This is a genomic window from Streptomyces sp. NRRL S-118, from assembly GCF_000716335.1.
GTDB lineage: Bacteria > Actinomycetota > Actinomycetes > Streptomycetales > Streptomycetaceae > Streptomyces.
This window is the reverse complement of the sequence record NZ_KL591002.1, coordinates 381,189-407,736: the sequence shown is the minus strand read 5'-3', so window position 1 is coordinate 407,736 and position 26,548 is coordinate 381,189. Positions and strand designations below refer to the sequence as shown.

The window sequence follows — 26,548 nt, the reverse complement described above, 5'->3', positions numbered from 1 at the left end:
ACCCCCGCACCACGTAAGTAAGGAGGCCGCCGCGGTGGCCGGGTTCACCCTCACGGTCGCGATGCGCGCCGAGGTCCGCGACCTGATCGCGGGAACCCGTGCTGCCTCCGCGCAGATGCGGACCCTGGGGGAACGTACCGACGCCGCGAACCGGTCCCTGGCCCGACTTGACGCCAACGGGGCGCGGCTCGCTGCACAGTTCGCCGCGCTGCATCGTTCCTCCCGCGCGGCCGTCGGGGAGCTGAATCGGATCACCGCCCGCGCCGGGGAGGCCCGTGCGGCGCTGCGCGCGGCCGGGGACGACGGCGCCCGGTCGATGTCCCGGTTCCAGCGGGCGACCGCCGGGGCCGGTCGCCGGGGCCTGTCCGCCACGAACATGCTCGCCGGCGGCGCCCTCGTCCTCGGTACCGGCGAGATGATCGAGGAGGGCAACCGCTACCAGCGGCAGATGAACCTGTTCCGGGCGGTGACCGGCGCGACCGCGGCGCAGATGAAGCGCGCCGCCGTCGTCGCTCAGGAACTCGGCAACGACCTGACGCTGCCCACCTCCACGTCGGCGGACGCCGCCGAGGGCATGGTCGAGCTGAGCAAGGCCGGTTTCCGTGCGGATCAGTCGATCGACGCCGTACGCGCCTCGCTTCAGCTCGCGGCGGCGGCCGACGTCAACGCCGCCACGTCGGCCAAGTACTTGGGCGACATCATGGATCAGTTCGGCCTCGGTGCTGATCAGGCGTCCCGGGCGTCGGACACCCTCGCGGCCACCGCGAACAACGCCTCCGGCTCCATCACCGACATCTACTACTCGATGCGGTACGCGGGCCCGGTCGCGAACGCGCTCGGCGTCAGCCTCCAAGACACCGCCGCTGCGGTCGGCATGCTCGGCAAGAGCGGCATCCTCGGCCAGACGGCAGGCACGAGCCTGCGCGGGATCTTCGCCAACCTGGCGGCGCCGACGCCGATCATGAAGAACGCCCTGCGGGACCTCGGCATCGAAGCCTGGGACGCGCAGGGGCGCTTCAAGGGCCTGCGCACGGTGATCGACGGTCTGTCGAAGGCCGAACACTCCATGAGCCAGAAGGACTTCGCGGCCGGAGTAACCCGCGCCTTCGGCAAGCCCGCCCTGTCCGGCGCGGTGGCGCTCGCCCACCAGGGCACCGAGTCCTTCGACGCCCTGTCGATGGCGGTACGCCAGACCGGCTCAGCAGCGTCCATCACCGCCTCGCGCGGCGAGGGTCTCGCCGGTGCGATGACGCAGCTGCGCACCCAGGCCAAACAGACTGGGATCGCCCTGTACGAGGGGATGGCGCCCGGCCTGGAGTGGGTGACCCGTCTGCTCACCCGCGGAATGGCCGGGGCCACCCCGTACCTGACCACGGCCCTCGACTACGGCCGCGACATCGCCACCCTGTACGGCCCCGACCTGAAGGAGGCGACGAAGAACGGGCTCAGCGGGCTCATCGATGAGGCCAAGGCGCTGATCGGGCCGCTCACGGAGATCGGTGAGCACTCGCTGGCCACCGGCCTGAACCTGCTGATCAACGCCGCAAGCACCCTGGGCGACGTCCTGGACAACGCCGCCGACGGCGCGCAACCGCTCCTTGAGGCCGTCGCCGGGCTCGGTGAGGAGGGCGGCGCGGCGGCCGGCACGCTCGACATCATCGCCACCGTCGGCAACGTGGCCATGGACGCGGTCTCCGGGCTGTCCCTGGTCCTCGTTCCCGTCGGCCACCTCGTCGGCGGGCTGGTCAGCGCGTTCGGCGCGCTGCCCGCGCCGATCCAGTCGGCCGCGCTGGCGATGCTCCTGTTCCGCCGCGCGCAGCCCGCCCTGACCAACATGGCGAACACCATGACCGGCCCCGTCCGGTCCGGCATCCAGTCCTTCAACCAGCAGATGCGAGTGCAGCAATCCTTGGCCGCCGCGTCCGGCGTCGCGCTGTCCCGGTACGGAGCGGCGTGGGCAGCGGTCCAGGCTCGTGTCGGATTCCTCGGGAACATGACGGCTGCGTTCCGCAGCGCGAACGGCGCTGGGCAGACGTTCGTCGGCACGCTCAACGGGGTCGGCCGGGCGGCTGGATCGGGACTGCGCTCGGCGCTCGGCGGCGTGACCAACGCGCTCGGCGGACCGTTCGGTGTCGTCATGGCGGGCGTCTCGGTGGGATTGGGGCTGCTCGCGGCGCGTCAGCAGAAGGCCGCGCAGGCCGCTGCCGAACACCAGCAGCGCGTATCCACCCTGACGTCCGCGCTGCGTGAGTCCGGGGGACAGATCGACAGCAACGTCCGCCAGCAGGCGGCCCAGGCCCTGTTGGACACGAAGACCGAACAAGGCCAGCTCACCAAAGTTATGGAGCAGGCCGGCGTGCCGCTCGCGTCGCTCACGGACGCGTACCTGGGTCAGGGCACCTCGCTGGACGCGCTGCAGAAGCAGCTCCAGGCCACCGCCGACAAGCACAAGGTGTGGAAGGACGTAGCCGGAGGCAAGGCGACCGTCCAGGACTACTCCGAGGTCGGCCAGCAGTACAAGGACGCCGCCGACGCGCTCGGCAGCGTCAAGGGCGAGATGGCCGAGTCGGTGAAGAACGCGAAGGAACTCGCCAAGGCCACCAAGGGGGCCGGGGACGGCACGTCCGCATACGACCGGTTGAAGGCGGCCGTCGGCGGACTGGCAGACGAGACCGCCGACGCCGACACGCGCACGCGCTCGCTGAAGTCGGCGCTCGACCTGCTGTCGGGCGGCCAGATCTCTCTCCAGGCAGCCAAGGCCAAGGTGAACTCCGCCGTCCTCGACTTGCAGGAGGGAAGCAAGAGCGTCAACCGCGGCCAGGGCTACGGCGGCAAGCAGCTCGTCAACGAGGACAAGACCCTCAACACCACGACCAGGAACGGGCAACAGCTCTACACTCAGCTCACCGCCCTGTCCGACGCGGCGGCCGACGCCTCAGTGGCCACCTACGACCAGGCCATCCGCAACGGCGAGTCGCTGCCCGCGGCGCTGGCGAAGGCCCGCGGGGAGATGAGCCGCGCCCGCGCGGAGGCGATCCGAGCCGCCCGCGGCTACGGGCTGACCAAGACCCAAGCCGAGGGCGTCGCCGACAGCCTCGGCCTGCTGCCGTCGAAGGTGTCGCTGCTGCTCCAGACCAAGGGCATGGACAGCACGCTGGCGAACCTGATCGCGGTGCAGGCCGAGTTCCACAGGCTGCCCAAGCAGAAGACGATCAAGGTCGACTCGCTGAGCGACGGCGCGCAGAAGAAGCTGCGCAGCCTCGGCTTCACGGTCAAGACGGTGCCGGGCACGCGGCAGATCAAGATCACGGCGCCGACCGCGGGCGCCCGCAAGAACCTGGACGTGCTGATCGACAAGCTCGGGCAGACGCCGAACGCGAAGAACGTGAAGGTGTCGGCGCCGACCGTCGCGGCGATCAAGAGCCTGGAGGCCGTGCAGGCGAAGATCCGGGCGACGCCCGGCGCGAAGAGCGTCCGGGTCAGCGCGCCGACCGCGGGCGCCCGCGAGGAGCTGGAGTCGCTTGGCTTCCGTATCGAGAAGATCCCCGGCTCCAAGGACGTGAAGGTCACGGTCCCCACCGGGGGCCCGAAGAAGGCGGCCGACACGATTCAGGGCCGTATCAACGCGCTGCGGGGCAAAGAGGTGACCGTCACCACGCGCCACGTGACGATCTTCGATCAGCTTCAGGAGTCGAACGCCTCCATCGCCGACGCCATCCAGAAGCAGGCTGACGCCCAGGCCCGCGCCGCCAAGAAGCAGGCCGACGGCGGTGTCGTCGACTACTTCGCCGACGGCGGGATCACCGGCCCTCGACGCCGCGAGCGGCACGTCGCGCAGATCGCCCCGGCCGGGAGCTGGCGCATCTGGGGTGAGCCCGAGACCGGCGGGGAGGCGTACGTGCCCATGGCCGCCTCGAAGCGCGACCGCAGCAAGGCGATCGTGGAGACCGTGGTCGACCGGTTCGGTGGCCAGGTCGAGTGGTACGCCAACGGCGGCGTACGAGGCCGGAGCAGCCGCGACTACAACCCGATGCTCGCCAGCAGCTTCAAGCAGGCCCGCAGTGTCGCGGCCATGGCGGGTGTCGTGCGCTCCTTCGACATCCGCACCGGCAGCGACCGCGCCCGCACCCGTGTGGTGGACGGCCGCGCCGGCGGCCGGGTCCAGGTCGTCGTCGTGCGCGAGCAGCAGCCGCTGATCGGCTCGATGCCGGTCACCGTCACCGACAGCTCCGCCACCCCCGAGCAGATCGGCAACGAGATGATGCGCACCCTGCGCAACGCGCAGCGGGGCGGGAGAGTGTGATGACCACAGCACCGAACAGGCACAGCCGCCCCGAACTGGCCCCGTGGCAGTACGAGATCGGCGGTGTCGTCCTCGGCACCGGCAGCTACGTCCCGATAGGGAACGTCGAAGGGCTCGGATCACCCGGCACCCGCCCGCAGGACGCCGACAACTCCAACAGCGACGGCACCTCACCGGGCCGGGATTTCTACGGCCCGCGCCCCCTGCGCTTCGAGGCGGGCATCAAGACCCCCGGAGACCCGGTGAAGGCCGCCGAGATCCTCGCCCGGCTGGAGCGCGCCCTGGACACCCCCGACGCCCGTACCAGTCCCGACGGCCGTCACGTCCTGCGAGGCAGGTGGCCCGGGCATGCAACGCGCCGCATGTACGGGCGACTTCGGCGTATGGAGGCGACCAGCACAGCCAGCGCGGTGCACGGGTGGATACCCCTCGACATCGAATTCGTCGGCCTAGACAACCCTCGCTGGTACGACGACGAGCTGTCGAAGCTGACGATCGGCTTGGACCAGGCCGCCCGCCCCGGCAGCGGGGACCGCACCGTCGATGAGGCAATGGGCCGACCCGCCGCCTGCCGCCGCCCGGCCGACCCGGACCACCACCCGGCCGACGACCGCCCCGGCTGGGTCGCCAACCTCGGCGACGTGCCGACCTACCCGAGCCTGCGCGTGCACGGCCCGGTCACCGGCCCACGCATCTGGAACACCGTCACCCGCCGCGTCCTCGAACTCGACCTGTCGCTGCGCGACGGCGAGTGGGTGGAGATGGAGACCCGGCCCGGCACCTGCTGGGCCCTACGCAACGGCACCGTCAACGTCGCAGGCGACCTCAGCCCCGCATCCCGTCTCGACCTGTTCACCCTGCCGCCCGGACGGTCCGAGATTGCGTGGAGCGCGAACGACCCGTCCGGCACCGCGCGCCTCGAGGTGGCGTGGCGGTCGGCCTACACCACCCTGTGAACGGAGAGCACTCGTGACGCTGCAACCCCCGATGATGGTGCGCGGGGCCGACCACTCCGCCCGCGCGATGCGCCTGATGATCCGCGACCTGGCCCGAGGCCGGCAGGGTGTCGCCGGCGGTGAGGACCTGAAGGTCCGACCCCTGGAGACCCCAGGCCCCGGTGTCCGCGTCGGCGATGGCTCTGCTCTGATCCACGGTGCCCGGCCGTGGCAAGGGGCCTACACCCAGTCCAACATCGGCGACACTGTGGTCGACGTGCCGCCGACCGGGGCCGTCGCCCGCACCGACCTGCTCGTGCTGCGCATCGAGGACCCGGAGTTCGAAGGCGACCGCGACCCGCGCCGCCAGGAGATCGGCTACTTCCACCTCATCCAGAACATCGGCGCGCAGGACACCGCCGCGCTGCGGGAGATGACCGCGATCCCGCTGGCCCGCCTCACCATCCCCCGGAACACCGCGACGATCACCGCCGAGATGATCACGGATCTGCGGCGGCTGGCCAACCCGCGCACCGAGCGCACGCTGCGCACCGTGCACCCGACCACCACGGAGAAGGTGCCCGGCAAGCACGGCCAGTGGGCGGCCTGGCCCAAGGAGGCCGCCTGGGATCTCGACATCCCCGCATGGGCGACGGAGGCCGCCATCGTCGTCACTCTGTCCGGCCTGCGTGCCGAAGCGGGACCGGTCTACGCCGAGCTGCGCACGCGGCTGGGAGAGCGCGCCGCGAAGCCGACCGTGGTGGACGACGACGGCACCACCACCCGCCGCTCCTCCGTGACCCTGGCCGACACGCTCGCCGTGCCGCCCACCTACCGGGGCACCCGCCAGCACCTGGCCGTCGAGATCAACCAGAACGACAAGTACGGCGACGGCGACCTGTCCGTGGCCAAGGGGACGACGGCCACGCTCGACGTCGCGTTCACGGAAGGGCCTGCGTGACGATGGCCGACTACCGCTACATCGTCGCTCGGGCCGCGACCGGCAACGTTCTGCACTGGAACCTGCCGCTGAGCGAGGTCGAGTACGGCCCGGAGATATCCGGGCCTGGCTCGTTGAAGGCGACCCTGCCGACCGCGTTCCGCCGCTCCCTTGGTGACGCGCTCGACGCCGGCGACACGGTGCTCCTCGTCGAGCGCAACGCCCGCCTCGACTGGGGCGGGCTGCTGTGGCGCGCCGAACCGGAGGGCAACACGCTGCCCGTCGAAGCTTCCGGGTTCACGAGCTACCTCCACCGCCGCTTCGACCTGCACGGCAACCTCGGCAGACGCGGCCCGTACATCGAAGCGGACCCGTGCGACGTGATCCGAGATGTGTGGGCGTACGCCCAGGCGCAGCCGGACGGCGACCTCAGCGTGGTCATGGACGACACGAAGTCCAAGGCGAAGACCGGCACCGCGAAGGACCCGTACAGCACCTCCATGACCGATCCGCGCAACCTCGGCGAGATCGTGGACGAGATGGCCGAGATCGATGACGGCCTGGAGTGGTCGGAGACTGTGGCATGGCGCGGGCGCCGCGCCGAGCGCCGCATCATCCTCGGTGCGCCGCGCCTTGGCCGACGCCGCGAGGACCTGACGTTCACCACCGGCGCCAACGTGGTCGGCACCCCGCACGTCATCAAGGACGCCGACTCCTACGCCCAGTGGGTCATCGGCCTGGGCGCGGGCGAGGGCAAAAAGCGCAAGGTCGTCGTGGACAGTGTGCGCAACGGCCGCCTGCGCCTGGAACACCGGCTGGAGACGAGCGAGAAGGACGAGGCGAAGCTGAGGCAGCGGGCCCGCCGCGAGCGGCTGGCCCGCCAGGTCCTGCCCTCCCTGACCGAGCTGGAGATCATCGACCACCCGGCGGCCCCGATCCACGCGTTGCGCATCGGGGACGACGTCCGGATCCGCCTGTTCGAGCCGCACACCGAGTACGACGGCTGGTGCCGGATCGTCGGCTGGACGGTGAGGCCCGGCGAGGGCGAGACGGCCGAGCGCGTGACGTTGAAGCTGGAGCGCACGAACAAGCCCGAGGACGAGACGGGCGAGGAAGAGGAGCAGTAGGTGCCGGACACGATCGCCGACCTCGGCCGCCGATTGGCCAAGCTGGAGAAGCGGGTCGTTACCCTGGAGCGCGCCCGCCGCGCGCCGTACCCGGAGTGGCGCGACCTTCCGCTGACCGGCGACACCACCGTCCCCGACGAGGAGCAGCCGCCGCAGTTCCGCGCCAACCCCTGGGACACGACCGAATTCTGCGGCCGTATCGGACTGGCGAGCGGCCGGGCCTCCGACGAGCAACTGGTTGCGCTGCTGCCCGAGGGGTACTGGCCGGAAGCACCGCGCACGGTCGATGTCGCCTCCGACGCGGCACGCCGCAGCCTCCAGCTCGACATCGACCCGAAGGGCCTGGTGTGGCTGCGAGTCCAGGGCGGCGGCAGCGTCCGCGCGTCCTGGATCAGCCTCGACAGCACATCGTTCCGGACCGACCGCGCCGACACCTGACCGGCTGCGCACCCCGGCCAACGGCCGGTGTGCCGCCGGTAGCATGACGCCTGGGTGACCCTCCACCCGCTTTGCACTCCCGAGGGACCGGACCGCCGCGGCGGCCACGGCCGACTGCCATCCGGCGCAGGGGAGAAGGACGAAGCGCGTGGCTACACCGCTGAGCGCGGACAGGTTCCTGTCCGTGCTGAAGGGCGCCGGGCTCGGCGTGGTCGAGCACGGCAAATGGCGCACCCACAACCGCAACACCCACGGCAACTGGGGTCCCGCGAACGGGGTCATGATCCACCACACCGGGCCGTACAGCTCCGAGAAGGACATGGTGGAGCTGTGCCGCGTCGGCTACCAGGACCTCCCAGGCCCCCTGTGCCATGGCGTCATCGACCGGTCCGGGACGATCCACCTGGTCGGCTACGGCCGGACCAATCACGCCGGCATGGGCGACACGGACGTCCTGCTCGCGGTCATCGCGGAGAAGACGGACCTCCCGCGCGACAACGAAGCGGATACCGACGGCAACCGCCACTTCTACGGCTTCGAGTGCATCAACTCCGGGAGTCAGCCGTGGCCGGCGGCCCAGCTCGACGCGATGGCGCGGGCGGCGGCGGCCATCTGCCGTGCGCACGGCTGGAACGAGCATTCCGTCATCGGCCACAAGGAGTGGCAGCCGGGGAAGCCGGACCCGGGCGGCATCGACATGGACGACTTCCGCGCCCGGGTCGCCCGGCACCTCAAGGACGCCGGTAAGCCGAAGCCCGACCCGAAGCCGGACCCCAAGCCCAAGCCCAAGCCGGACCCGAAGCCCACGCCGAAGCCGACACCGAAGTACGCGGCGTACCCGGGCAAGCAGTTCTTCCGCGAGGGCCGCTCCTCCCCGGTGATCGCCGCGATGGCGAAGCGGCTGATCGCCGAGGGCTGCGACTCCTACGACACGCCGCCCGGCCCGGTGTGGAACGACGCGCACCGCCGCTCGTATGCGGCCTACCAGATCAAGCGCGGCCACCACGGCGCCGACGCCGACGGCATTCCCGGCCCGCAGACCTGGGCGGACCTCCGCGTCCCGCACCAGGCCGGTACCGCCGACCCGGCCCCCACCACCCCGAACCAGGAGCACGACCCGATGCCGCAGGCCCTTGCCGATGTTGCCGAGCGCACCGTTGCGACGTACATCCAGTCGCTGCTGGGCCTGATGGCGGCCTCCAGCACGACGGACATGGTGTCCCTGTCGGCGTGGCAGGCTGCCGCGTTCTCCGCGATACCGGCGGCGCTCAGCGCGTTGAAGTCCACCCTCGGCACCGTCCTGGGCAGGCCCGGAACGGCCTCGTGGCTCCCGCTCAAGCGCGACCCGGCCACGCCCAAGCACTGATCGCCGGGCAGCGAGAGAAGAGGAGGAAGGACCGTGCCCGAAGGACAGGTCGCGCTGGCCCTGGCGGAGCTGCGCCAGGCGCTGGAGGTTGGATTCGCGCGCATCGATGGGCAGTTGGCGCTGCTCGTCCAGCGCAGCGACCAAACGGACAAGGCCCTGGAGGACCTGGAGGAAAGGGTGAGCGCGCTGGAGAAGACCAGGTGGCCGCTGCCGACCGTCGCCGTTCTGGCCAGCATCACCGCGGTGGTGCTCACCGTCTTCAGCCTGGCCCGCGGTTGAGACGAACCTCCCTGCCGTCAAACAGTGTTGTCCGACAGCGCGCATAGCGTGAGGGCGCACTTGTTCCTGCGGCTGGGGGTCATGATGGATACGACAAGCCTGCTCGTCACCGACTTGGAGGTGGACACCGTGCTGGCGGACCTCACGGTACCGCTGGCGGTCCGCACCGTGCGGCAACTGCTGTCCGAGTCCGACGTGTGGCTGGATGAAGCCGTCGCTCTGGACGTACCGGACGTGGAGCTCGCAGACCGCCTCTTAGGAGGCTGAGGGGTGCTGTTTGATCAGGGCTCGCGACAGGATGCCAGCGACTTCCTCGGCACCCGCGTCCAGCGCGGCCTGGCTGGTGGACTCATCCGGCTCGGTTCGCAGCGTGAACGGGCGCATGTAGGCGCTGAGTTCAGCACGTGTACGTGACTGATGCGGGTTGAACTTGTCGACTTGGGTCAGCTTGGCGTCTGACACACCGATCGCCACGACGATCCGTTCGTGCTGGATCAAATCCAATGCGCCGTTGAACCTCAGCAGGGAGGTGACTTGCTGAGGCAGCGCGTCGTGATCGAGGATGGAGCCCATGCTGTCTCGGGGGAGTGTGGCCCGCTGGGAAACCTGGCCCGACTTGTGCAAGCGAACTTCCACCAGTTCCCCAGGCTGAGGCGCATCCCACGTACGGGGCCGGCTGACGGGGATGCTGACGATTGCATGCTCGTGGGAACTGGACGACATCAGGGCAACGTCGTTCTGGACTGCCCCGGTCCGACGGATCCGGTCCGCCAGCGAGGTGCCGACCTCCTCCAGTTCCCTTGCCGAGTAGCCGGCGAACCCCAACGGAAAAACATGCAGTTCTAGCAGAGGGAGGCTGACGCCGCCTTCGACGCCAGCCTCGTCGAGGCTCCAACGCAGTGGAACGGGCTGCGCTAGGGGCGCGAAGGACAGCGGGGACGGGCCTGACTCCAGTTCCTTGACCTTGCGCACCACTTTGGTCATCAGCTCGGCGGTGTCGTGGAACGAGTCACGGAACACGCCGGTGGCGTAGGCCTCCACGGTTCGGGCGAAATCCTGCTGGGTGTCCTCGAACGTGACGCCCAGCTTGCGATAGACCCAGCGCGGCTTGCCCGCTGTTTTGGCCGCGACCCACTCATCGTGTGTTGCCGACTGCCCTGTCTCGCGGAACACGTGACCGTAGGACGGTCCGAGCAGGAAGACGCAGACATCCGCAGAGTCGAGAGCTGCCAGACACGCCTGCCGGCTGGGCGTGGTCTGCGCGGAGAAGTCTTCGAACAGGACCGGGGTGTGCCCCAGCGCGCGAATGAGGCCAGGCAGCGCGTCGCGCTCCTCTTCCAGTCCTTTGCGGACGCTGCTGATGAAGATTCTCACGCTACGGTGTCTCCACTACTGAGGGGTTCGTCGAAGCGAACCGGATGACCGGCGAGTGCCTGGGATGCGGGGGTGCTTCATGGCTGAAGTCTCGGAAGAGGCGATACGCGCCTACTGGAAGGAGCACCGTGAGCAGCTACGACAGTGTGAGACCCAACGCTCGGCACTGACCAACCTCCTGCTCGTCATCACGGCTGCCTTGAGTGCTCTCATTGTCCAGCAGAAGTTCTCGACGTACGTCATTCCTCTGTGTCTTTTCGTGGCGATGACCGGAGGGTATGGGGCGGTGGCAGTCTCCAAGTACTTCGAACGGGCTTCCTACCACCTCTCTCAGGCGCGGGCCTTGACCAAGGACCTGGCGGAGCTGGGTGTGCTGGGCTCCGACGAAGGACTGGTACGTGCGAGAGCCGATCATTACCGTCGTTTTCCTCGGCTGCATCGCATTCGCCTTCATCGCCTGTGGGTGATTCTGCACCTTGCCATCGCCCTGTACGGACTGTGCCTCTTCAGCGTGTGTGTGGCCGTGGCCTGATGCTCGTCTGGAGGGCTGACGGCTGAGCCCTGCCTGCACATGACGCCGCCGACCGCACCGCCGCCAGAGTGCATGCCGGCCAGTTTGTCGCCTGTCTTAACGTTCCACGTTTCGTTTGGCTCAGCGGGCGGACCCGAGGAAGATCCTCGCGATCGGGAGTCCGGCTGGGCAAATGGTGGCCGCCTTCTCGCAGCGGCGGCCGACTACCTGACGGGCCCCAGATCGAGGCGCTACGCTCGGCCCCCGGGTGGTCACTCTCCGCCCGCGTTAACGCACGACCCTGTGCACGGGGGGAACGATGAGCCAGGATCTTGAAGGCGTCGAACTGGCGAAGGCCGTCCAGTCGTTGCGCGACGAACTGCTGGAAGCAGCGGCGCGGGGCGCCGATCAAGCGGTCCGCTTCGCGGTGGACTCCATCGAGTTGGAGTTCACGGTCGAGCTACGCAAGGACGTCACGGGCAGGGCCGGCGTCAAGGCGTGGGTGGTCACCGCCGGAGCCGATCTGTCGCGCGGCCGGGTCGACACGCACAGGGTGAAGCTCATGCTGAGCCCCAAGGACGCGGCGACGGGACGTGCCCTGGAGATCGGCAACACCGACCGTGGCGGCACAGCCGGCTTCACACGGACCACGCAGCCATCCGGTGACGGGTCGTGAATCCGCACCGCTCGCGTGTCGCGGCCGTCTTCGGCACGCGGCAGGGCAGCGGCTACCTCCTTGGGCCACGGCTGGTACTTACGGCCGCGCACGTCGTGGGGGAGAAGGACACTGCAGAAGCAGTGGTGTTCGGCGGCGTCGGTGAGGTGCTCTGTGATGTCGTGTGGAGACGCAAGGACGACGCATGCGACGCGGCACTGCTAGTGGCCCGTGCCCCTGTCGTGCCGGATGACGTGTCGGACAGATTTGCCCCGCTGCGCTGGGGCGAGCTGATTCGCCTCGACACCCAGGAGAACTGCCAGGCCATCGGCTTCCCCTTGGTCCAGCGCGACGAGCGGGGCAACCTCGACAGCGAGCAGCTCACAGGCAGGGTCAAGCCGGGGTCGTCGATCCTGGGCGGCCGGTACGTGCTGGAAAGCAGCGGCACCCCACCGCAGCCGACCGCGGACCGGTCGCCCTGGTCGGGGCTATCGGGAGCCGGTCTGTTCTGCAGGGGTGCACTGATCGGCGTGGTCGTCACGGCACCGACCGGCTGGCACAACGGGCGGGTTGAGGCGGTACCGGTGCGGGTGATCGCCGACGATCCGGGATTCCGGGAGGTGCTCGGCAGGCACTGCGGCGCGGACGTCGCTGTTAAGGCCCTGGACGAACTGTCCGACCGGGAGCGCGAGGACCACGAGTTCGAGCTGCGGTACCGGCGCTATGTCGCGCACCGCTATGGGCAGGTCGAGACGTTGGGCCACGGCTCCGGACTCGGCAGGATCGTGTGGCCCCTCGACACGGCCTTCCTTGCCCTCGAACTCGCCGAGACGGCACCCCGCCGCGGGCCCGGCCGCTCCGCCGTCGACGTGGCGACCGGCAAACGCGTGCAGGCCGCGCTGCACGGCCGGAGCCGGGTCCTGCTCCAGGGCGCGGCCGGTTCCGGCAAGACCACGCTCATGCACTGGCTTGCGGTGCGGACCGCCCAAGGGGATCTGCCTTCCGAGCTGAGCCAGTTGCAGGGCAGAGTGCCGATCGTGGTCCCCCTGCGCGCCCTCGCCTGTTCGCGGGCAATTCCTCAAGTGGAGCAACTGCTGGGCGAGCTGCAGTATCCGGCGGCGGACGTCCAGCCCGTCGGTTGGCTGACGCGGCTGCTGGACCAGGGGCGGGGCCTGCTCCTCGTCGACGGCATCGATGAAGTCCAGCACGACCAGCGCCCACGGGTGCGTTCCTGGCTGGAAGGGCTCCTCTCCCTCTACCCCGACACCGCTGTGGTCGCGACATCCCGCCCGTCCGCCGTACCGGACGATTGGCTCGCCGGCTACAACTTCACCGCCTTCAGCGTGCTGCCGATGAGCCCCGCAGACGTGGGCACGTTTATCGACCGCTGGTTCACCGCCCTGCGGGAGAGCAGGGACTGGGGTAGGTACAGGGACCGTGCGGAAAGGTACCGCAGAACGCTGCGGGCCGCACTGGACACCAAGGCGTCCCTAACGGAGATGGCAGCGAATCCCCGCCTCTGTACCCTGATCTGCGCCCTGTGGTTGGAACGGCGCGGGTACCTGCCCGAGGACCCCATGTCGCTGCACCGCGAGGCCCTCGGCCTCCTGCTGGGCCAGCGCGACTTTCAGCGGGGAATCGCCCACCTGGAGGGGATCTCCATGGGCCAGGAACCACAGGGACACCTTCTCGATAACCTCGCGCTGTGGATGACCTTGAACGGGGAGACCGAGATCGCCCGAAGCTATGCGTCCCACATCCTCGAAGGGGTTTCCCTGCCCCCGCTCCAAGGGCTTGGGGCGGAGCATGCAGAGCAGGTGCTGAGCCATCTGCTGATCCGCAGCGGCGTCCTGCGTGAGACGGCTTCCGGCACTATCGCCTTCGAGCACAGCACCTTGCGGGACTTCTTTGCCTCCCACGCGCTCGTGGACGGGGGCCATTTCGGCTTCCTGGTCAATCACGCGCACGACGCACAGTACGAAGACGTCGTGCGCATGGCCATCGGCCACTGCGGCCCAGGTGAATCGGATCAACTGCTACTGGCACTCGTAGAGCGGGGCGATCGCGAGCCGGAATACCGCACGCGGGTCCACCTGCTGGCCACGGCGTCCCTTGAGTACACAGCGCGGGTCGACCCGGAGATCCGCATGGAAGTGCTCCGCCGGGCCGAGGCGCTCGTGCCGCCCTGTGACGACGCGGCCGCCGACGTACTGGCGGAAGGAGGGGTGGCGGTGCTCGACCTGCTGCCAGGTCCGGACGGTCTCACCGTCGAGGAAGCGCGGGCCGTGGTCCTGACGGCCTGCAAGATCGGCGGGCCCGACGCGGCGGCTTTCCTGGAACGCTTCCAAGGACATGCCGATCCCGCCGTGCGGGATCGAGTGCGCTGGGGACGCAACCGTACCGGCTGGGCGCCGGGCGATGCCGCGAACGGCAGCGCCTAGCAACCCTGTCATCAAAGGGCTGACCAAGGCAGAGGTGCGACCGCCTTCGGCGAGGTGACCGGCGGGCGCACCATAAGCGCGCGGCAACGCACACGGCCCCCGCCGAAGCGGGGGCCGTTTGGCCTCTTGGAGAAAAGACCGTCGTCACCATAGCAGCGACCACCGCGTACGCTGGCGTGCGCGTACGGCTACGCTGCCCTCTGCATTCAGGGCAGACACCGGAGGACGGGGATGAGTCGGCGCAAGCCGTATCTGGTCGGGCACCAGGAGTTCGCCGCGCTGTACCGCGTCGATCCGAAGCAGGTCGCGCAGTGGCTGTCGCCGAGCCGCGGCAGCGTGCTCGATCCGGAGACCGCGATCATCGTCAGCGGTGTGCGGTACTGGCCGCTCGGCTTCGCCGCCGGGTGGGGAGCGACGACGGCGCGGTTCCGCCAGGTCGATCTCGACGTCAAGGCGCAGATCATCGCGGAACAGGGTGAGGGCTGGGAGCCTCACTTGGGGGACGAGCTGCCGCCGATCGTCGGCCAGCAGGAGATCATCGAGCTGTTCCACCTGCCCGCACAGGGCAACTTGGCGACGACCATCGCCACAGGGCGGTTCCCGGAGCACGACTGGCTGCTGTCCGGGTCGAGGCTCTGGATGCTGGAGACCGTCCTCGACGCCGTCCCGACGCTGCGCGAGAGCGCGCGGAGCCTGCCCTGGGAGGTGGATGAGGCAGTCGTCGCCGCCCTGCGCGACGGCACTTACGACGGGCCCGGCAGCCTCGTACTGACCCGAGGCCGTCACGCCCGAAAGGGCCTCTGACCTGCGCAAACGCTGTACGTAGCTCCGAAATGCGGATAAGATATAAGCAATCCCCTTTTGGGGTCGCTCATTCGCCAAGGAGGCATCAGTGAAGTTCATCGCCACGCAGGACGGCGGGGAGGTCGCCATCATGGACGCCCGCGAAGCCCTGGTCGTGGAGGGCGCCCTTTCGCTCTACGTCCTCAAGCACCCCGACTCCAACGTCGCCATCCGCGCCCCGCGGGCGACGTCGGCGGCCAATGAGGCTCGCCTGGGCCGCATGGAGGAGGCGGCCGAGCGGACCTCGGGCTGAGGGTGTGAAGTCGCACCTGTAGCCGGTGGGGTTGATCATCTGGACGGCGACCCCGCAAGATAGGTGACATTCTTGAAAGAGGTCACACCAGGGGGTGGGTATGGCAGCCGTCCAGGACGAGATACCGGGCCTGGTCATCCACACCGTGAAGCAGCCGGAGAACCAGCCGGCGTCGATCCAGGCCCAGTTCGAGACGTTCCACCAGCTCAACCCCTGGGTGCTCCGCGCGTTGGAAGCCCTGACCGCCGACTACCTGAAGCGCGGCGCGAGCCGAGTCGGCATCGGGATGCTCTTCGAGGTCCTGCGCTGGCGCTACCTCACGGCGACCGAGGGCGACGAGTTCCGCCTCAACAACAACTTCCGCAGCCGATACGTCCGGCTGCTCATCGAGCGCCACCCCGAGTGGGTGAGCGCCTTCGAGGTCCGCGCCTTGCGGACCGACTGAACCAGTTCCCTTGGAGACGAACGCCCCATGAACCAACCGACCGAACAGCAGGGTGACGACGCTGCGTCCAGCGCGCCGCCCCTGACTACCACAGAGGTACTGCCCGAACGCAGCGTGTCCCAAAGCGCCGTCGTTCTGCGCGCCGACCAACTGGAGTTCGACGCACGTCAGGTGGCCGCCCTGGCTCTGATCAGTCCCGGGCTGGAGCAGGCACCGCGTGCGCAACTGGCCGTCTTCTTCCACTACTGCGTGCGCAGCGGCCTCGACCCGTTCGCCCGGCAGATCTACATGATCGGCCGCACCAACTGGAAGGCCGCCGACAACCCCGACGAGCCGGAGAAGACCTGGACCATCCAGACCGGAATCGACGGCTTCCGCACCGTCGCGCACCGGGCGGCGGCCAAGGCCGGGGAGTCCATCTCGTACGAGGACACCGTCTACTACGACTCCGAGGGCAACGCCCACGAGGTCTGGCTGTCCAAGGCGTACCCGGCCGCGGTCAAGGTCACCGTCCTGCGCGGCACCAGCCGGTTCCCCATGATCGCCCGCTGGGATGAGTTCGCCCCGACGTACTACGACCGCAAGCAGGGCGCGTACGTCGTGGCGAAGATGTGGCAGCAGATGCCCGCCCACATGCTCCGTAAGTGCGCCGAGGCCGGCGCGCTGCGCATGGCCGCGCCGCAGGACCTGTCCGGCGTGTATTCGGATGAGGAGATGGCGCGGGCCGACGCTGAAGCCGTCGTCCGTGAGGCGGAAGAGGCGACCCGACGCCTGCGCGAGGCAGCCGGGCTCGAAGCGGGGGCCGACAAGGGCGCCGACGCGAAGGAGGAGTCCGCCGAGGACCAGGGCGAGACCACGGAGAAGCCCGCGCCGAGGAAGCGGGCGCGTGCTGCGAAGAAGGCCGCCGCGAAGGCCGAGCCGGACGCCTCCTCCGAGTCCGCCCAGGCCGACGAGGCCCCGGCCCCGGCGAAGCGGGCTCCGCGCAAGCGGGCCGCCGCGCCCCGCCGGGCCTCCTGACCCTGACGACACCGGGTGCCGCCCGCTGTCGGCGGGCGGCACCCACCCTCTTGGAGAACACCGTGACCACGATGACCATCGTGCCGGAGCGGCCCGTCAGCCTGTGGCCCGCCGCGCACGCGGCGGACGCACGCCGTCCCCGCTCCCAACAGACCAAGCTCGGCGCCAGCGACACCGTGTGCGCACGCCGGGCCGGATACCTCCTGCACGGCCGCACCCCGACCGACGTCGGCGAGAAGCGCAAGGCGATCCTCGGGGCCTGGCTGCACACCGGGATACTCGACGCCGCCCGCGAGGAGTACGGCTGGCTCATCGAGCGCCGCGTCGAGGACGACACCGTCCGGGGCCACATCGACGCCGTCCAACTCGACTCCACCGCCGCCGCCCGGCTGCCGAAGCGGCTGCGCCCCACGCTCCCGGCCGAGGAGACAACGGTCGAGGACGTGAAGACCAAGAGCACGTACCAGTGGGACAGCATCCTGCGGTACGGCGCGAGCGAGGCCGAGCTGCGGCAGGTTTACCTGTATGCCGACCTGCTCGGCACGGAAGGCTTCGCCAGCGTCCCGGGTCAGCGGCAGCTCGCCCGCCTCGGGCCGGTGCCGGTCGCTCGCATCCGCTTCCGGTTCATCAACCGCGACTCTGGCGATGACTACGTTCAGGAGATCGCCTACGAGGCCGAGCGCGCCCGTCGTGCGCGCTGGTGGGTTCAGCAGGTGCGGGCCGCCGCCTCCCCGGAGGAGCTGCCGCGCACCTTCCAGGGGCCGGGCATCTCCGCGATCTGCGACCACTGCCCCTTCCGTACCGCGTGCTGGGGGCCGCTCGTCGCCGGGCGCTCCCCGCAGAGCCAGCTGATCCACGACGACGAGGAACGCGCGAAGGCGCTGGCCGAGTACGCCGAGGTCTCCGAGCAGATGAAGCCGCTGAAGGACCGGCAGAAGTTCCTGCGCGCCCAGCTCGAAGGCTCCGAGCCGGGCGTGTACGGCGACAACGTCCTGAAGTGGAGCGGCGGCAACCCGACCAAGGTCGATGACGTCGAGGCGATGGTCGCGCTGTACCGCCGCGCAGGGCTGGAGGTGCCGATGGTGCCCGACGCGGCGGCGATGAAGGCGACGCTGAAGGATGTGGGCATCCCCCTGCCCACGCGCCTTGACCACGACCGGCGGACCGCGGTGAGCATCAACGTCACCGCGCGCAAGAAGCCCTGATCGCGCGACCCGGCGGGGCCGGAGCCGGCGTGCTCCGCCCCGTCCTGGTGCGGCGGGAACCGGACGGGAAAACGGAGAGGTGCCGGTGAGCATCCAACTGATGGTGGTGGCCGCCTACCTGCCGAAGGAGGTGATTAACACGACGCAGAAGCTGGTCCTCATGAAGATCGCTGACTCGGCCGACGACCAGACCAGGCTGGCCCGACCAGGGCTGGAGCGGATGATGGCCTGGGCCGGCGTAGGGGAGAAGCAGGTCATCACGGTGGTGACGCAGCTCGTCGGCCTCGGCCTGGTCGAGCGGGTGACGATCGGCCGTGTCGGCCGCCGAGCCGAGTACCGGGTGTTTCCGCACGGCGTGCCGCCCATCCCGTCGACGGAGGAGCTGATCGAGCGGCGCCGGGCGGCGCAGCGTGCCCCGACCAATCCCCGACTGGCCCGCAAGGGCGCGCGCCGCAAGCCCTCGTCGGCGGCCCGCACTCAGCAGGATGTCGCCGCACGGGAGGAGGCGCGGGCCGCCATCGAGGCCGGTTCGGAGCCAGGGTTGCCCCAGGGGAACCCTGATGACGCTCCGGGCAGGGTTGCCCTGGGGGAACCCAGTGGGTTGCCGCAGGGCAACCGGGCGGGTTGCCCTGGGGAAACCCCTTCTCTTCCTCCTTCTTCCTCTTCTCTTCCTCACCCCCCTACCCCCACGGCTGACGCCGCAGGGGAGCCGGAGGCAGGGCACGGAGAGCAGCAGCGGGCGGGCTGTCCGAAGCACGCCGAGCCGGTGTCGAACTGCCGGGGGTGCGGGACGAACCCGCGTGCTGGGAGGGAGCAGGCACGGCGCGAAGCGGCCAACCGCGAGCACCGCGAGCAGCAGGACTGGCTACGGCAGTTCTTCGCCGAGCAGGAGCGGCGCGTTGCCGAGACGGACCCGCAAGCCCTGGAGATGGCCCGCCAGCGAGTGCGAGACCTGGCCCGAATGGGGCGCGAGAAGGGAGCCAACTGCCGCCGGAAGCCGTGGCGTTCACAAGATCGGCAACATTGACGCCTCGGTGTACGCCATTAAGATATAAGCATGAGTTCGGAACTGCCGAACTCACCGACCTCTTGGAGACCACCTTGAACGACACGCTCACCCCGGCCCCCGACGCCTACGTCGTAGTCGGCGAAGTCATCCACGGCCCGCACCTCGCTCCGCGCCTGGGCGGCCACCTGTACTGCTCGGCCGAGTGTGCCGAGCACGGCGTCCGCGAGCTCGTCAGCGACCTGAGCAAGGAGGAGGGTGGCAGCGGCTTCGTCCTGCCCCACGAGGGGCGCATGATCGGCTGCGTCGTCACCCGCGGCGGCCGGATGTGGTCCGTACAGATCCTCGCCCGCAGCGAACTGCCCACCGTCTGAATCACGCTTCACCTGATATAGGTGACATTTTTCAACGACGGGCGCACCTTTTGTGCGCCCGTCGTGCACACCCTCTTGGAGACCAGAACATGACCACCACCATCGCGGCTCTGCCCGACCACAACCGCACCACCGACCCGCTGTGGCAGCGGCTGTTCCACGGCTACGGCCACGTCGTCACCCCGCTGCGCTACGCGGGCTGGGTCACCGACATCGAGACCTCCGGCGGCGAGTTCCACGTCCGCGCCGACCTGCGGGACGGCACGGAACTGATCATCGCCTCCGAGCACAGCCTGCCCGCCGACCCCGCCGAGGTGACCGGCTGGACCGCCGTCCGCCAGGACGTGGAGAACGCCGACCGGCACACCGTCCTGTACGACTCCACCCCCAACGGACCCCAGCGCCACCACGGCAACAGCCTCATCCCCCTGCTGGCCCGCATCGACAGCCTCGACGTTCCTCGCCGCGCACCCCGGCTGATCGTCTCGGCCACGCACACCGCGCCGTACGGCGCGAACCACAACCAGACCGCCGGGATCGAGGGCGCGGCCACCGCCATCGCTCGGTTCTCGGAGTGGTCCCAGCGGCTCATTGACCACGAGGGCTACCGCCGCGTCTGGCAGCGGCCCCAGGCGGACGGCTACCCGCTGGCGCTGTTCGAGAGCGCCGGACACATCACCACCGTCCGCGTCACCCGCAGCGATGACTGACCGGTCGCGCCGCGCACCGCGCCCCATCGGGGGCGCGGACCGGTGATCTGGCTGCTGATCGTGTGCGCCCTCGGCCTGCTGGGGTTCACCGCCCTCGGCATCGAGGACAGCCGCCACCACCGCGCGTTACGCGCCTGCGACGAGTCCTGACCATGGCCGCCCGGCCCACCAGCCGGGCCGGGCGGCCCCGCCTCTTGGAGACCGAAGACCGTGCCCCGATCCGTCCACCTGCTCTGCGGAGCGGGCGGAGATGCCACCGGCCTGTTGGAAGCCGGATTCGACCCCATCCTCGGCATCAACCACTGGCAGACCGCCGTCGACACGTTCGGGCTCAACCACCCGAATGCGGCGGCGCGCTGCGCCGACATCCAGAACTACCCCATGCGCTGGCTCCCGAAGGCCCTCGTGCTGTGGGCCAGCGTCATCTGCACCGAGATCAGCCCCGCCGGCGGCAAGAAGCGCCCCGACCCCGTGCAGGACGCGCTGTTCGAAGAAGAAGAGCAGTGGCGCGAACTGCCCCCGGAAGCCTTCGAGATGACCCGGGTGACCGCCTGGTGCGTGCTGCGCGCCGCCGAGGCGAAGCGGTTCCCGTGCGTCGTCGTGGAGAACGTCGTCGAGTTCATCACCGACTGGCTGCTGTTCCCCGAGTGGATCCGCGCCATGAAGAAGCTCGGCTACCGCGTCCAGATCGTCTCCGTGTCCTCCGCGCACATCGGGTCGGAGACCAATCCGTACGCCCCGCAGTGGCGCGACCGCGTGTACGTGGTCTTCACCCTGGCCGGGGTCCGCCGCCCCGACCTCGCGCCGCGCCCGCTGGCGTACTGCTTCGAGTGCGGGCGGGACGTCAAGGCGCGCCAGAGCTGGCGCGATGCGCGGGTGAAGGTCGGCAAGTACCAGCAGCAGTACGACTACCGCTGCCCGAACAGCCGCTGCCGCCACGCGCTGGTGGAGCCGTACGTCCGGCCGGCCTCCGATGTGATCATGTGGGACGACATCGGCCAGCGCATCGGAGACCGCGCCCGCCCTCTGGTGCCGAACACCATGCGCCGCATCGCGGCCGGACTGGTGAAGTTCCCCTACGAACCGTCCGTGGTCACCCTCACGCACGGCAAGGACGGCACCGACCGGGCCTTCGCCCCGCACACCCGGCCGCTGCCCACCCGCACGGCCAAGCTCGGTGAGGCCCTGCTGGTGCCGGTGGGCGGCTCGTGGAACGACACGGCCTCGCCCATCGAGGAGCCCATGCGCACCCGCACCACCCGCGAGAGCGAAGCCCTCGTCACGGTGGACCCGTTCATCGTGGAGTTCCGCAACAACTGCGACGCCGCGCCGATCGACGCCCCGCTGAGCACCATCGCCACGGCCCGGCACCACGGCCTGGTCGTACCCGACGGCAACGTCCGCACCCGGGCCCGCAACACGTTGGTGATCCCGTACCGCAAGGCTGCGCCGAAGACTGCGGGCGAGCCGCTGCACACCCTGTCGACCCGCGACTCGGCGGCCATCGTGCGGACCGCGCCCGCCACCGAGGACTGCTACTTCCGCATGTTGCAGCCCCGCGAGCAGCTATCGGCCCAGCGGTTCCCCGAGACGTACGAGGTCGTCGGCACCAAGGCCGCCCAGACCCAGCAGGCCGGCAACGCCGTGTCGGTCAACGTCGCGCGCTGGATCGGTGAACGCCTCAAGCCCGTCCTCGCCTAACCCCCAAGAAGAAAGGACATCACTGCCATGACACCGGCAGCGCACGACCAGCTGACCATTCTCTGCGAGCAGCGCGAGGAACTGGAGGCCGAGCGCCTGCGCATCGAGAAGGCGTATTGCCTCGCGGTGCTCGACCACATCACCGCAAAGATCCGCGCCGCTTGCCCCGAGGCGGTCTACGTGACCTTCGCCTTCTACAGCTCCCGCACCCTCGACCTGCACGGCGTGCTGGGCGCGCAGCCCAGCCCCCTGGGAACCTGCCCCGAGCTGTGGGACAACCGCGACGGGGAGGACGAGCACCCGCTCGACGACATCGCGGACCAGATCGAGTCCGACGTGCAGGCTGCGCTCGCTCCCTGCTCCTCTCCGGCGTGGGCGTCCGTCCACCGCAACTCTGCCTCCGACGGCAACTCCTGGTTGCTGGAGTTGCCCCCGGCCGACCGGGCCGCCCGCGTTGCCGAGCTGGTCCATGAGCACTACCCGGAGGCGACCGCGATCGTCGTGGACGGACGCGCGGCCGGGCGGGTCATCGAGATCTTCGAAGGCGTCGCCGACGACGGCACTCCGGTGCGGATACCCCGTCCGGGTTGGTCGCCCGCCTGTGAAACCGCCCTCGCCGGGCTCATCGCCCAGATGCTCGCCCTCCCTGCCCTGGCCGACCGGCACCTGATGCCGCTGCCCGGTGGCTACGCCCACCCGTTCGGCCTCAGCACCAGCGATCAGGTCCGCCTGATGCCCCTGCCGCCGACCGCCTAGCGCACGGGAGGAGGAGCAGATGAGCGGCAACGGGTGGGTCGGTCAGGCCCCCTGCGCCGGGGACACCCGCTTCACGTCCGAGGAGACGGCGGCCGAAGCCCCGACGGAGCCGCTGGTCCTCTCCCTCCTCGCGGCCTGCCAGGGCTGCCCGTTCCGGTCGCAGTGCATCGACCTGGTCATGCCGAGCACGAGCCTGTTCGACGGCGTGTGCGGCGGGCGGCTCTGGCACAACGGGCAGGTCCTCGCGACCTGCGAGGGCGCTCAGCCCGCCGAACTACGCGAGCGCGGCCGACGCCCGATCACCCACGGCACCGAAGCCGGTGCCCGTGCCCACAACCGGCGTGGGGAGCGCGCGTGCTCCCTGTGCCTGGAGGCCGGACGGCTTGCCCAGCAGGCCCGCCGTGCCCGCAAGCGCGCCTCCGGCTCCTGATCACCACCTCTACAACTCCTGCGGAGACACACCATGTTCACCGTCAAGGCCCGCCACCTGGCGGCCATCCTCGACCAGGCCGCCCCGCACCGCTTCCAGGCGGGCGAGGACGCCAACGACCTCGACGCCCTGGTCCTCGACTGCGCCCCCAGCCACCTCCACGTCGTCGCGTGCAGCGACCGGACGCTCGCCGTCGCCCGCACCCCCGTCGCGGGCGACGTGTGGACGGCTCCCGTCGGCTACGACGACGCCACCGCGCTGCGCGGCTGGCTGGAGTCGTCCGACACCGTCACCGTCGAGCACGTCACCAGCGGCGGCCATCAGCTGCTCCGCTTCACCGAGGGCGTCGCGCAGCTCACCGTCCCCGCCGCACCCCACGTCGGCCGCCTGCCGTGGCGCTCCCTGCTGCGCAGGGTGCTCGACGCCCGCGACCACCCGCTGGCGCAGGGGCGTCCCGTGCAGCTCAGCGCCGACGACCTGTCCCGGTGGCTGAACGCCGGCGGCAACGGCGAGGCGATCGAGTTCCGCTCCCTGGGACCGGTGGGCACCCTGGTGACCGCCGGACCCGACTTCCTCGGCCTCCAGACCCCGCACGGCTGGGACGGCCCGGAGCCCGGTCGGGGATGGTCCTCGTCGCTGCGCACCCGCCTGTTCCTCTTCGCCGGGCAGTTCCTCGAGGTCGGGGCGCGCTACGCGGTCTGGACGGGTACGGCATGGGTCGTGCCCGCCCGGCCCCGCTCCGGCGAGGAGCCGTGGTTGATCTCGGCCGACTACGCGGCTGTCACCCTGCCCATCTGCCAGGTGCTCGCGGTCGGCAAGTGCCTCGTCCGTCTGCCCGACTGAGCCAAGATAGGTGACATTTATGAATCATGTTGTGCGCTCCCGCGCTTCAGTGTGCGGGCAGCTCGCGGACCCCGGCTACGGACTGAACCCGTGGCCCGCCGCGTGGCGCGCCCGCCCTCGACTCCTGCGGCCCAGCCGAATCGAAAGGAATCCCTCTGTGAACAAGGCCCAGCTCATCCAGGCCGTGGCGAAGACGACCGGCAACCGCGCGCAGGCGGCCGACGCCGTGGAGGCCGCGCTCGACGCGATAGTCCGCGCCGTCGCCGCCGGTGACGTCGTCTCCGTCACCGGCTTCGGCAGCCTCGCCCCCCCAGGTGCGCCCGGCCCGCACCGCCCGCAACCCGCAGACCGGTGAGCCGGTGGAGATCGCCGAGCGCCGGGTCGTGAAGTTCCGCCCCGGAGCCCGGTTCCAGGACCTCGTCGCGGGCCGCCGGGCCATGCCCGAGTCCGGCAACTGCATCCAGAAGGACCCCAAGACCCCCAAGGTCGCCCGCCCGTAACCCGCTGCACACCAGGGGCCGTCCCGGCACTCGCCGGGACGGCCCCGCCGAAGGAGTTCGAGATGAACGACCGTTCCGTGGGCGTCGAGATCGACGCCACGGCGAAGTGGCTGGAGGAGCGGGGCATAGTCGGCGCGGCCGGTCTGCTGCGGCGCGTCGCGCGCCAGAGGGACGACGCCGTACGACAGCTCGGCCTGCACCCCGCCTCGCCCGCGCACCAGACGGGCGGCGAGCGCCCCGCCCCGCGCGACCTGGACGCCGCCGCCGAAGCGGCGATGCTGCGCACCGACGTGGCACGCCTCCAGACCCTGGCCGAGCGGGCCGGCTGGGTGCCCGACCCGGCCGCGAAGCGCCTGTTGCGCTGGCGCGACGGCTGGTGGGAGCTGGGCCACCGCCGCAGGAACCCGAAGGACGGCTACCACGACACCGGCTGGTACCTGTGGGGGCCGGTCGGCAGCTACGACGGCGAGTGGGTCGACCGCCACAAGGGCCCGGCCATGGCCAAGGCAGAGCGCCTGATCAGCAAGCACCTTTCCGCGACCGGGGAAGGCCAGCGGTGAGCGGCCAGATAGAACTGGTCAGCGCCCGCGCCGTGCACGGCCCCGAGCCGGTGCCCGACCTGTCCGCCGCCGACCGCATCGTCATCAGCAACAGCGGCGGCAAGGACAGCATCGTGGCCATGGATGAGGCCGTACGCCTGGCCGACGAAGTCGGAGTCCGTGACCGCATCGTGGTCCTGCACATCGACCTCGGCCGCACCCCGCGTGACCACACTGTGGAGTGGCCCGAGACTGTGGACCTGGCACGCCGTCAGGCAGCCCACTACGGCCTTCTCTTCGAGGTCCGCCGTATGGCGAAGTGGCCGTCCCTATTCCACCGGATACGTGCGCGCGGCCAGTTCCCGCACCTCATGACCCGGTTCTGCACCTCGGAGAAGAGGGGCGTGGCGCACCGGTTCATGACCGAGCAGGTCAACGCCCTCGGCGTCTTCGGCCGTTCGGCGCGGATCGTGCACGTCATGGGATTCCGGGCGGAGGAGTCCCGTGCCCGCGCCCGGCGGTCCGCCGTCGAGATCGACCACCGGGCGAGCAACGGGCGCCGCACCGTGACCCAGTGGTACCCGGTGCTGCGCTGGAGCACCGCCGAGGTGTGGCAGCGCATCCGGGACCGCGGTCTGCCCTACCACTGGGCGTACGACGCCAGCATGTCCCGGCTCTCGTGCAGCCTGTGCGTCCTGGCCTCCGTCCCGGACCTGACGTGCGCGGCCGGGCTCCGGCCCGAGCTGGCGCGCGAGTACGCCGACCTGGAAGAGGAGCTGGGCGTCCCGTTCCGGCGGGAGCTGTCGATGGCCGAGGTCATCAGGCGAGCGGGAGGTGCCGCGTGACCGCCGAGCCCCAGAGCGCCCCGGTGACCCTGCCCAGCGTGCAGGAGAAGGGAGAGTGGCAGCCGCGCGTCGTCGGTCTCGACCTGTCGCTGACCTCGACCGGTATCGCGGGGACGGACTGGGCACGCGCCTACCGGCCTGGCCGCCGCCGCAGCCACGAGCGGCTGGACTGGCTGCTCGCGGCCGTCGCGCTGAGCGTGAAGGACGGCGCGGACCTGGTGGTGGTCGAGGGCGCCGCGTACGCCCAGGGCGGGCAAGCCGGGCACCACGAGCTGGCCGGGCTGTGGTGGCTGGTCACGCAGTACCTGTGGCGCCACCGCATCCCCTACGCCGTGGTGACCCCGCACGGGCGCACGATCTATGCGACCGGCCGGGCCAACCCGGCCCAGGACTTCCCGCGCAAGGACCGGGCCCGGATCGCGAAGGGCATGGTGCGCTCGGTGGCCGTCGAGCGGTACGGCGTCCCGTGCGAAGGGCCGGGCCGCTACGACCAGGCGGACGCCACGATCCTCGCCGCGATGGGGCTCGACTGGCTCGGCTACCCGACCGTGCCCGTGCCCGACTCGCACCGCCGTGCGCTGGAGGCCGTCCGCTGGCCCGATCTCATTCCGGCTGCCGAGAATTAGGAAATTGAATTGCGGAGATTAAATGCGCATTCAGTCGGTCATAACTTGCTTCTGGGGTATTTGCAATTAAAATATAAGTAAGGAAT

28 protein-coding genes and 1 pseudogene are annotated in these 26,548 nt (G+C 70.1%); 28 read left to right on the top strand and 1 reads right to left on the bottom strand.

The genetic code is table 11. The features are described from left to right. Positions 1-34: 34 nt before the first annotated feature. The 8 genes and pseudogenes from IH00_RS0105330 (at position 35) to IH00_RS0105295 (ending at position 9,655) form a co-directional block, all read left to right on the top strand. Entirely contained in the window at positions 35-4,303 is a 4,269-nt protein-coding gene (locus IH00_RS0105330) for a phage tail tape measure protein (protein ID WP_031070109.1), read from the top strand. Continuing rightward, entirely contained in the window at positions 4,303-5,259 is a 957-nt protein-coding gene (locus tag IH00_RS0105325) for a phage tail family protein (RefSeq protein ID WP_031070107.1), read from the top strand. Before IH00_RS0105330 ends, IH00_RS0105325 begins: the two co-directional genes overlap by 1 nt. 13 nt (positions 5,260-5,272) lie before the next feature. Continuing rightward, positions 5,273-6,199 carry a hypothetical protein gene (locus IH00_RS0105320; protein ID WP_158827678.1) on the top strand — a complete coding sequence of 309 codons (927 nt, stop codon included), beginning with the start codon at positions 5,273-5,275 and terminating at the stop codon, positions 6,197-6,199. Next, on the top strand, positions 6,196-7,305 hold the full coding sequence (locus tag IH00_RS0105315; protein ID WP_158827676.1) for a hypothetical protein: 1,110 nt from the start codon (positions 6,196-6,198) through the stop codon (positions 7,303-7,305). Before IH00_RS0105320 ends, IH00_RS0105315 begins: the two co-directional genes overlap by 4 nt. Next, positions 7,306-7,743, top strand: a complete 438-nt coding sequence (locus tag IH00_RS0105310) for a hypothetical protein (RefSeq protein WP_031070101.1) — start codon at positions 7,306-7,308, stop codon at positions 7,741-7,743. A gap of 148 nt (positions 7,744-7,891) precedes the next feature. Beyond that, a pseudogene (locus IH00_RS0105305) lies at positions 7,892-8,812 on the top strand (peptidoglycan-binding protein); the annotation flags it as partial. 330 nt (positions 8,813-9,142) lie between these two features. Continuing rightward, positions 9,143-9,388: a hypothetical protein gene (locus IH00_RS0105300; RefSeq protein ID WP_019753491.1), complete on the top strand. Its 246-nt coding sequence runs from the start codon at positions 9,143-9,145 to the stop codon at positions 9,386-9,388. Between the two features lie 60 nt (positions 9,389-9,448). Further along, entirely contained in the window at positions 9,449-9,655 is a 207-nt protein-coding gene (locus IH00_RS0105295; protein ID WP_158827674.1) for a hypothetical protein, read from the top strand. Here IH00_RS0105295 and IH00_RS0105290 read toward each other — a convergent pair. Then, positions 9,644-10,762, bottom strand: coding sequence for a DUF4062 domain-containing protein (locus IH00_RS0105290; RefSeq protein ID WP_031070094.1), 1,119 nt, complete (start codon positions 10,760-10,762; stop codon positions 9,644-9,646). The two genes, IH00_RS0105295 and IH00_RS0105290, sit on opposite strands and share 12 nt — an antisense overlap. A 79-nt stretch (positions 10,763-10,841) precedes the next feature. On the opposite strand from IH00_RS0105290, the gene IH00_RS0105285 reads away from it, so the two are divergent. The 20 genes from IH00_RS0105285 to IH00_RS0105190 all read left to right on the top strand — a co-directional run bounded on the left by IH00_RS0105285 (position 10,842) and on the right by IH00_RS0105190 (position 26,462). Then, positions 10,842-11,294, top strand: coding sequence for a hypothetical protein (locus IH00_RS0105285; RefSeq protein ID WP_031070092.1), 453 nt, complete (start codon positions 10,842-10,844; stop codon positions 11,292-11,294). A gap of 298 nt (positions 11,295-11,592) precedes the next feature. Then, the gene (locus tag IH00_RS0105280) at positions 11,593-11,949 is read left to right on the top strand and encodes a trypco2 family protein (RefSeq protein ID WP_031070090.1); all 357 of its coding nucleotides are present in this window, start codon (positions 11,593-11,595) and stop codon (positions 11,947-11,949) included. Next, positions 11,946-14,369, top strand: coding sequence for a serine protease (locus IH00_RS0105275; protein ID WP_052411178.1), 2,424 nt, complete (start codon positions 11,946-11,948; stop codon positions 14,367-14,369). The genes IH00_RS0105280 and IH00_RS0105275 overlap by 4 nt, the downstream gene beginning before the upstream one ends. A gap of 231 nt (positions 14,370-14,600) precedes the next feature. Further along, a complete protein-coding gene (locus IH00_RS0105270; RefSeq protein ID WP_031070086.1) occupies positions 14,601-15,173 on the top strand; it encodes a hypothetical protein in 573 nt (190 codons plus the stop codon). 88 nt (positions 15,174-15,261) lie between these two features. Beyond that, positions 15,262-15,465, top strand: a complete 204-nt coding sequence (locus tag IH00_RS0105265) for a hypothetical protein (RefSeq protein WP_031070084.1) — start codon at positions 15,262-15,264, stop codon at positions 15,463-15,465. 100 nt (positions 15,466-15,565) lie between these two features. Beyond that, positions 15,566-15,910, top strand: coding sequence for a hypothetical protein (locus tag IH00_RS0105260; protein WP_052411177.1), 345 nt, complete (start codon positions 15,566-15,568; stop codon positions 15,908-15,910). A 27-nt stretch (positions 15,911-15,937) separates the two neighbouring features. Next, positions 15,938-16,927, top strand: coding sequence for a phage recombination protein Bet (gene bet / locus IH00_RS38780; RefSeq protein WP_078887566.1), 990 nt, complete (start codon positions 15,938-15,940; stop codon positions 16,925-16,927). Positions 16,928-16,998: 71 nt separating this feature from the next. Beyond that, the gene (locus tag IH00_RS0105250; protein ID WP_031070078.1) at positions 16,999-18,132 is read left to right on the top strand and encodes a PD-(D/E)XK nuclease family protein; all 1,134 of its coding nucleotides are present in this window, start codon (positions 16,999-17,001) and stop codon (positions 18,130-18,132) included. Positions 18,133-18,217: 85 nt separating this feature from the next. After that, complete coding sequence (locus IH00_RS41665) at positions 18,218-19,159, top strand: helix-turn-helix domain-containing protein (RefSeq protein ID WP_031070075.1); 942 nt, start codon at positions 18,218-18,220, stop codon at positions 19,157-19,159. 74 nt (positions 19,160-19,233) lie between these two features. Next, on the top strand, positions 19,234-19,512 hold the full coding sequence (locus IH00_RS0105240; protein WP_158827672.1) for a hypothetical protein: 279 nt from the start codon (positions 19,234-19,236) through the stop codon (positions 19,510-19,512). 89 nt (positions 19,513-19,601) lie between these two features. Further along, positions 19,602-20,222, top strand: a complete 621-nt coding sequence (locus IH00_RS38775) for a hypothetical protein (protein ID WP_052411175.1) — start codon at positions 19,602-19,604, stop codon at positions 20,220-20,222. Positions 20,223-20,432: 210 nt separating this feature from the next. Beyond that, positions 20,433-21,923 (top strand): DNA cytosine methyltransferase, encoded by a 1,491-nt coding sequence (locus tag IH00_RS0105225; RefSeq protein ID WP_031070069.1) that lies wholly within the window; start codon positions 20,433-20,435, stop codon positions 21,921-21,923. Positions 21,924-21,950: 27 nt separating this feature from the next. Further along, positions 21,951-22,679, top strand: coding sequence for a hypothetical protein (locus IH00_RS0105220; protein ID WP_031070067.1), 729 nt, complete (start codon positions 21,951-21,953; stop codon positions 22,677-22,679). Positions 22,680-22,698: 19 nt separating this feature from the next. Further along, a complete protein-coding gene (locus IH00_RS37030) occupies positions 22,699-23,109 on the top strand; it encodes a hypothetical protein (RefSeq protein ID WP_039946254.1) in 411 nt (136 codons plus the stop codon). A 33-nt stretch (positions 23,110-23,142) separates the two neighbouring features. Beyond that, positions 23,143-23,952: a hypothetical protein gene (locus IH00_RS0105210; RefSeq protein ID WP_031070065.1), complete on the top strand. Its 810-nt coding sequence runs from the start codon at positions 23,143-23,145 to the stop codon at positions 23,950-23,952. Between the two features lie 157 nt (positions 23,953-24,109). Continuing rightward, on the top strand, positions 24,110-24,307 hold the full coding sequence (locus tag IH00_RS44995; protein WP_052411174.1) for an HU family DNA-binding protein: 198 nt from the start codon (positions 24,110-24,112) through the stop codon (positions 24,305-24,307). Between the two features lie 4 nt (positions 24,308-24,311). Next, positions 24,312-24,452, top strand: coding sequence for a hypothetical protein (locus IH00_RS44990; RefSeq protein ID WP_267882541.1), 141 nt, complete (start codon positions 24,312-24,314; stop codon positions 24,450-24,452). Positions 24,453-24,514: 62 nt separating this feature from the next. Continuing rightward, complete coding sequence (locus IH00_RS0105200; RefSeq protein ID WP_031070062.1) at positions 24,515-25,012, top strand: hypothetical protein; 498 nt, start codon at positions 24,515-24,517, stop codon at positions 25,010-25,012. Then, entirely contained in the window at positions 25,009-25,836 is an 828-nt protein-coding gene (locus IH00_RS0105195; protein WP_078887562.1) for a phosphoadenosine phosphosulfate reductase domain-containing protein, read from the top strand. Before IH00_RS0105200 ends, IH00_RS0105195 begins: the two co-directional genes overlap by 4 nt. Then, on the top strand, positions 25,833-26,462 hold the full coding sequence (locus IH00_RS0105190; protein ID WP_039946251.1) for a hypothetical protein: 630 nt from the start codon (positions 25,833-25,835) through the stop codon (positions 26,460-26,462). Before IH00_RS0105195 ends, IH00_RS0105190 begins: the two co-directional genes overlap by 4 nt. Positions 26,463-26,548: the final 86 nt, after the last annotated feature.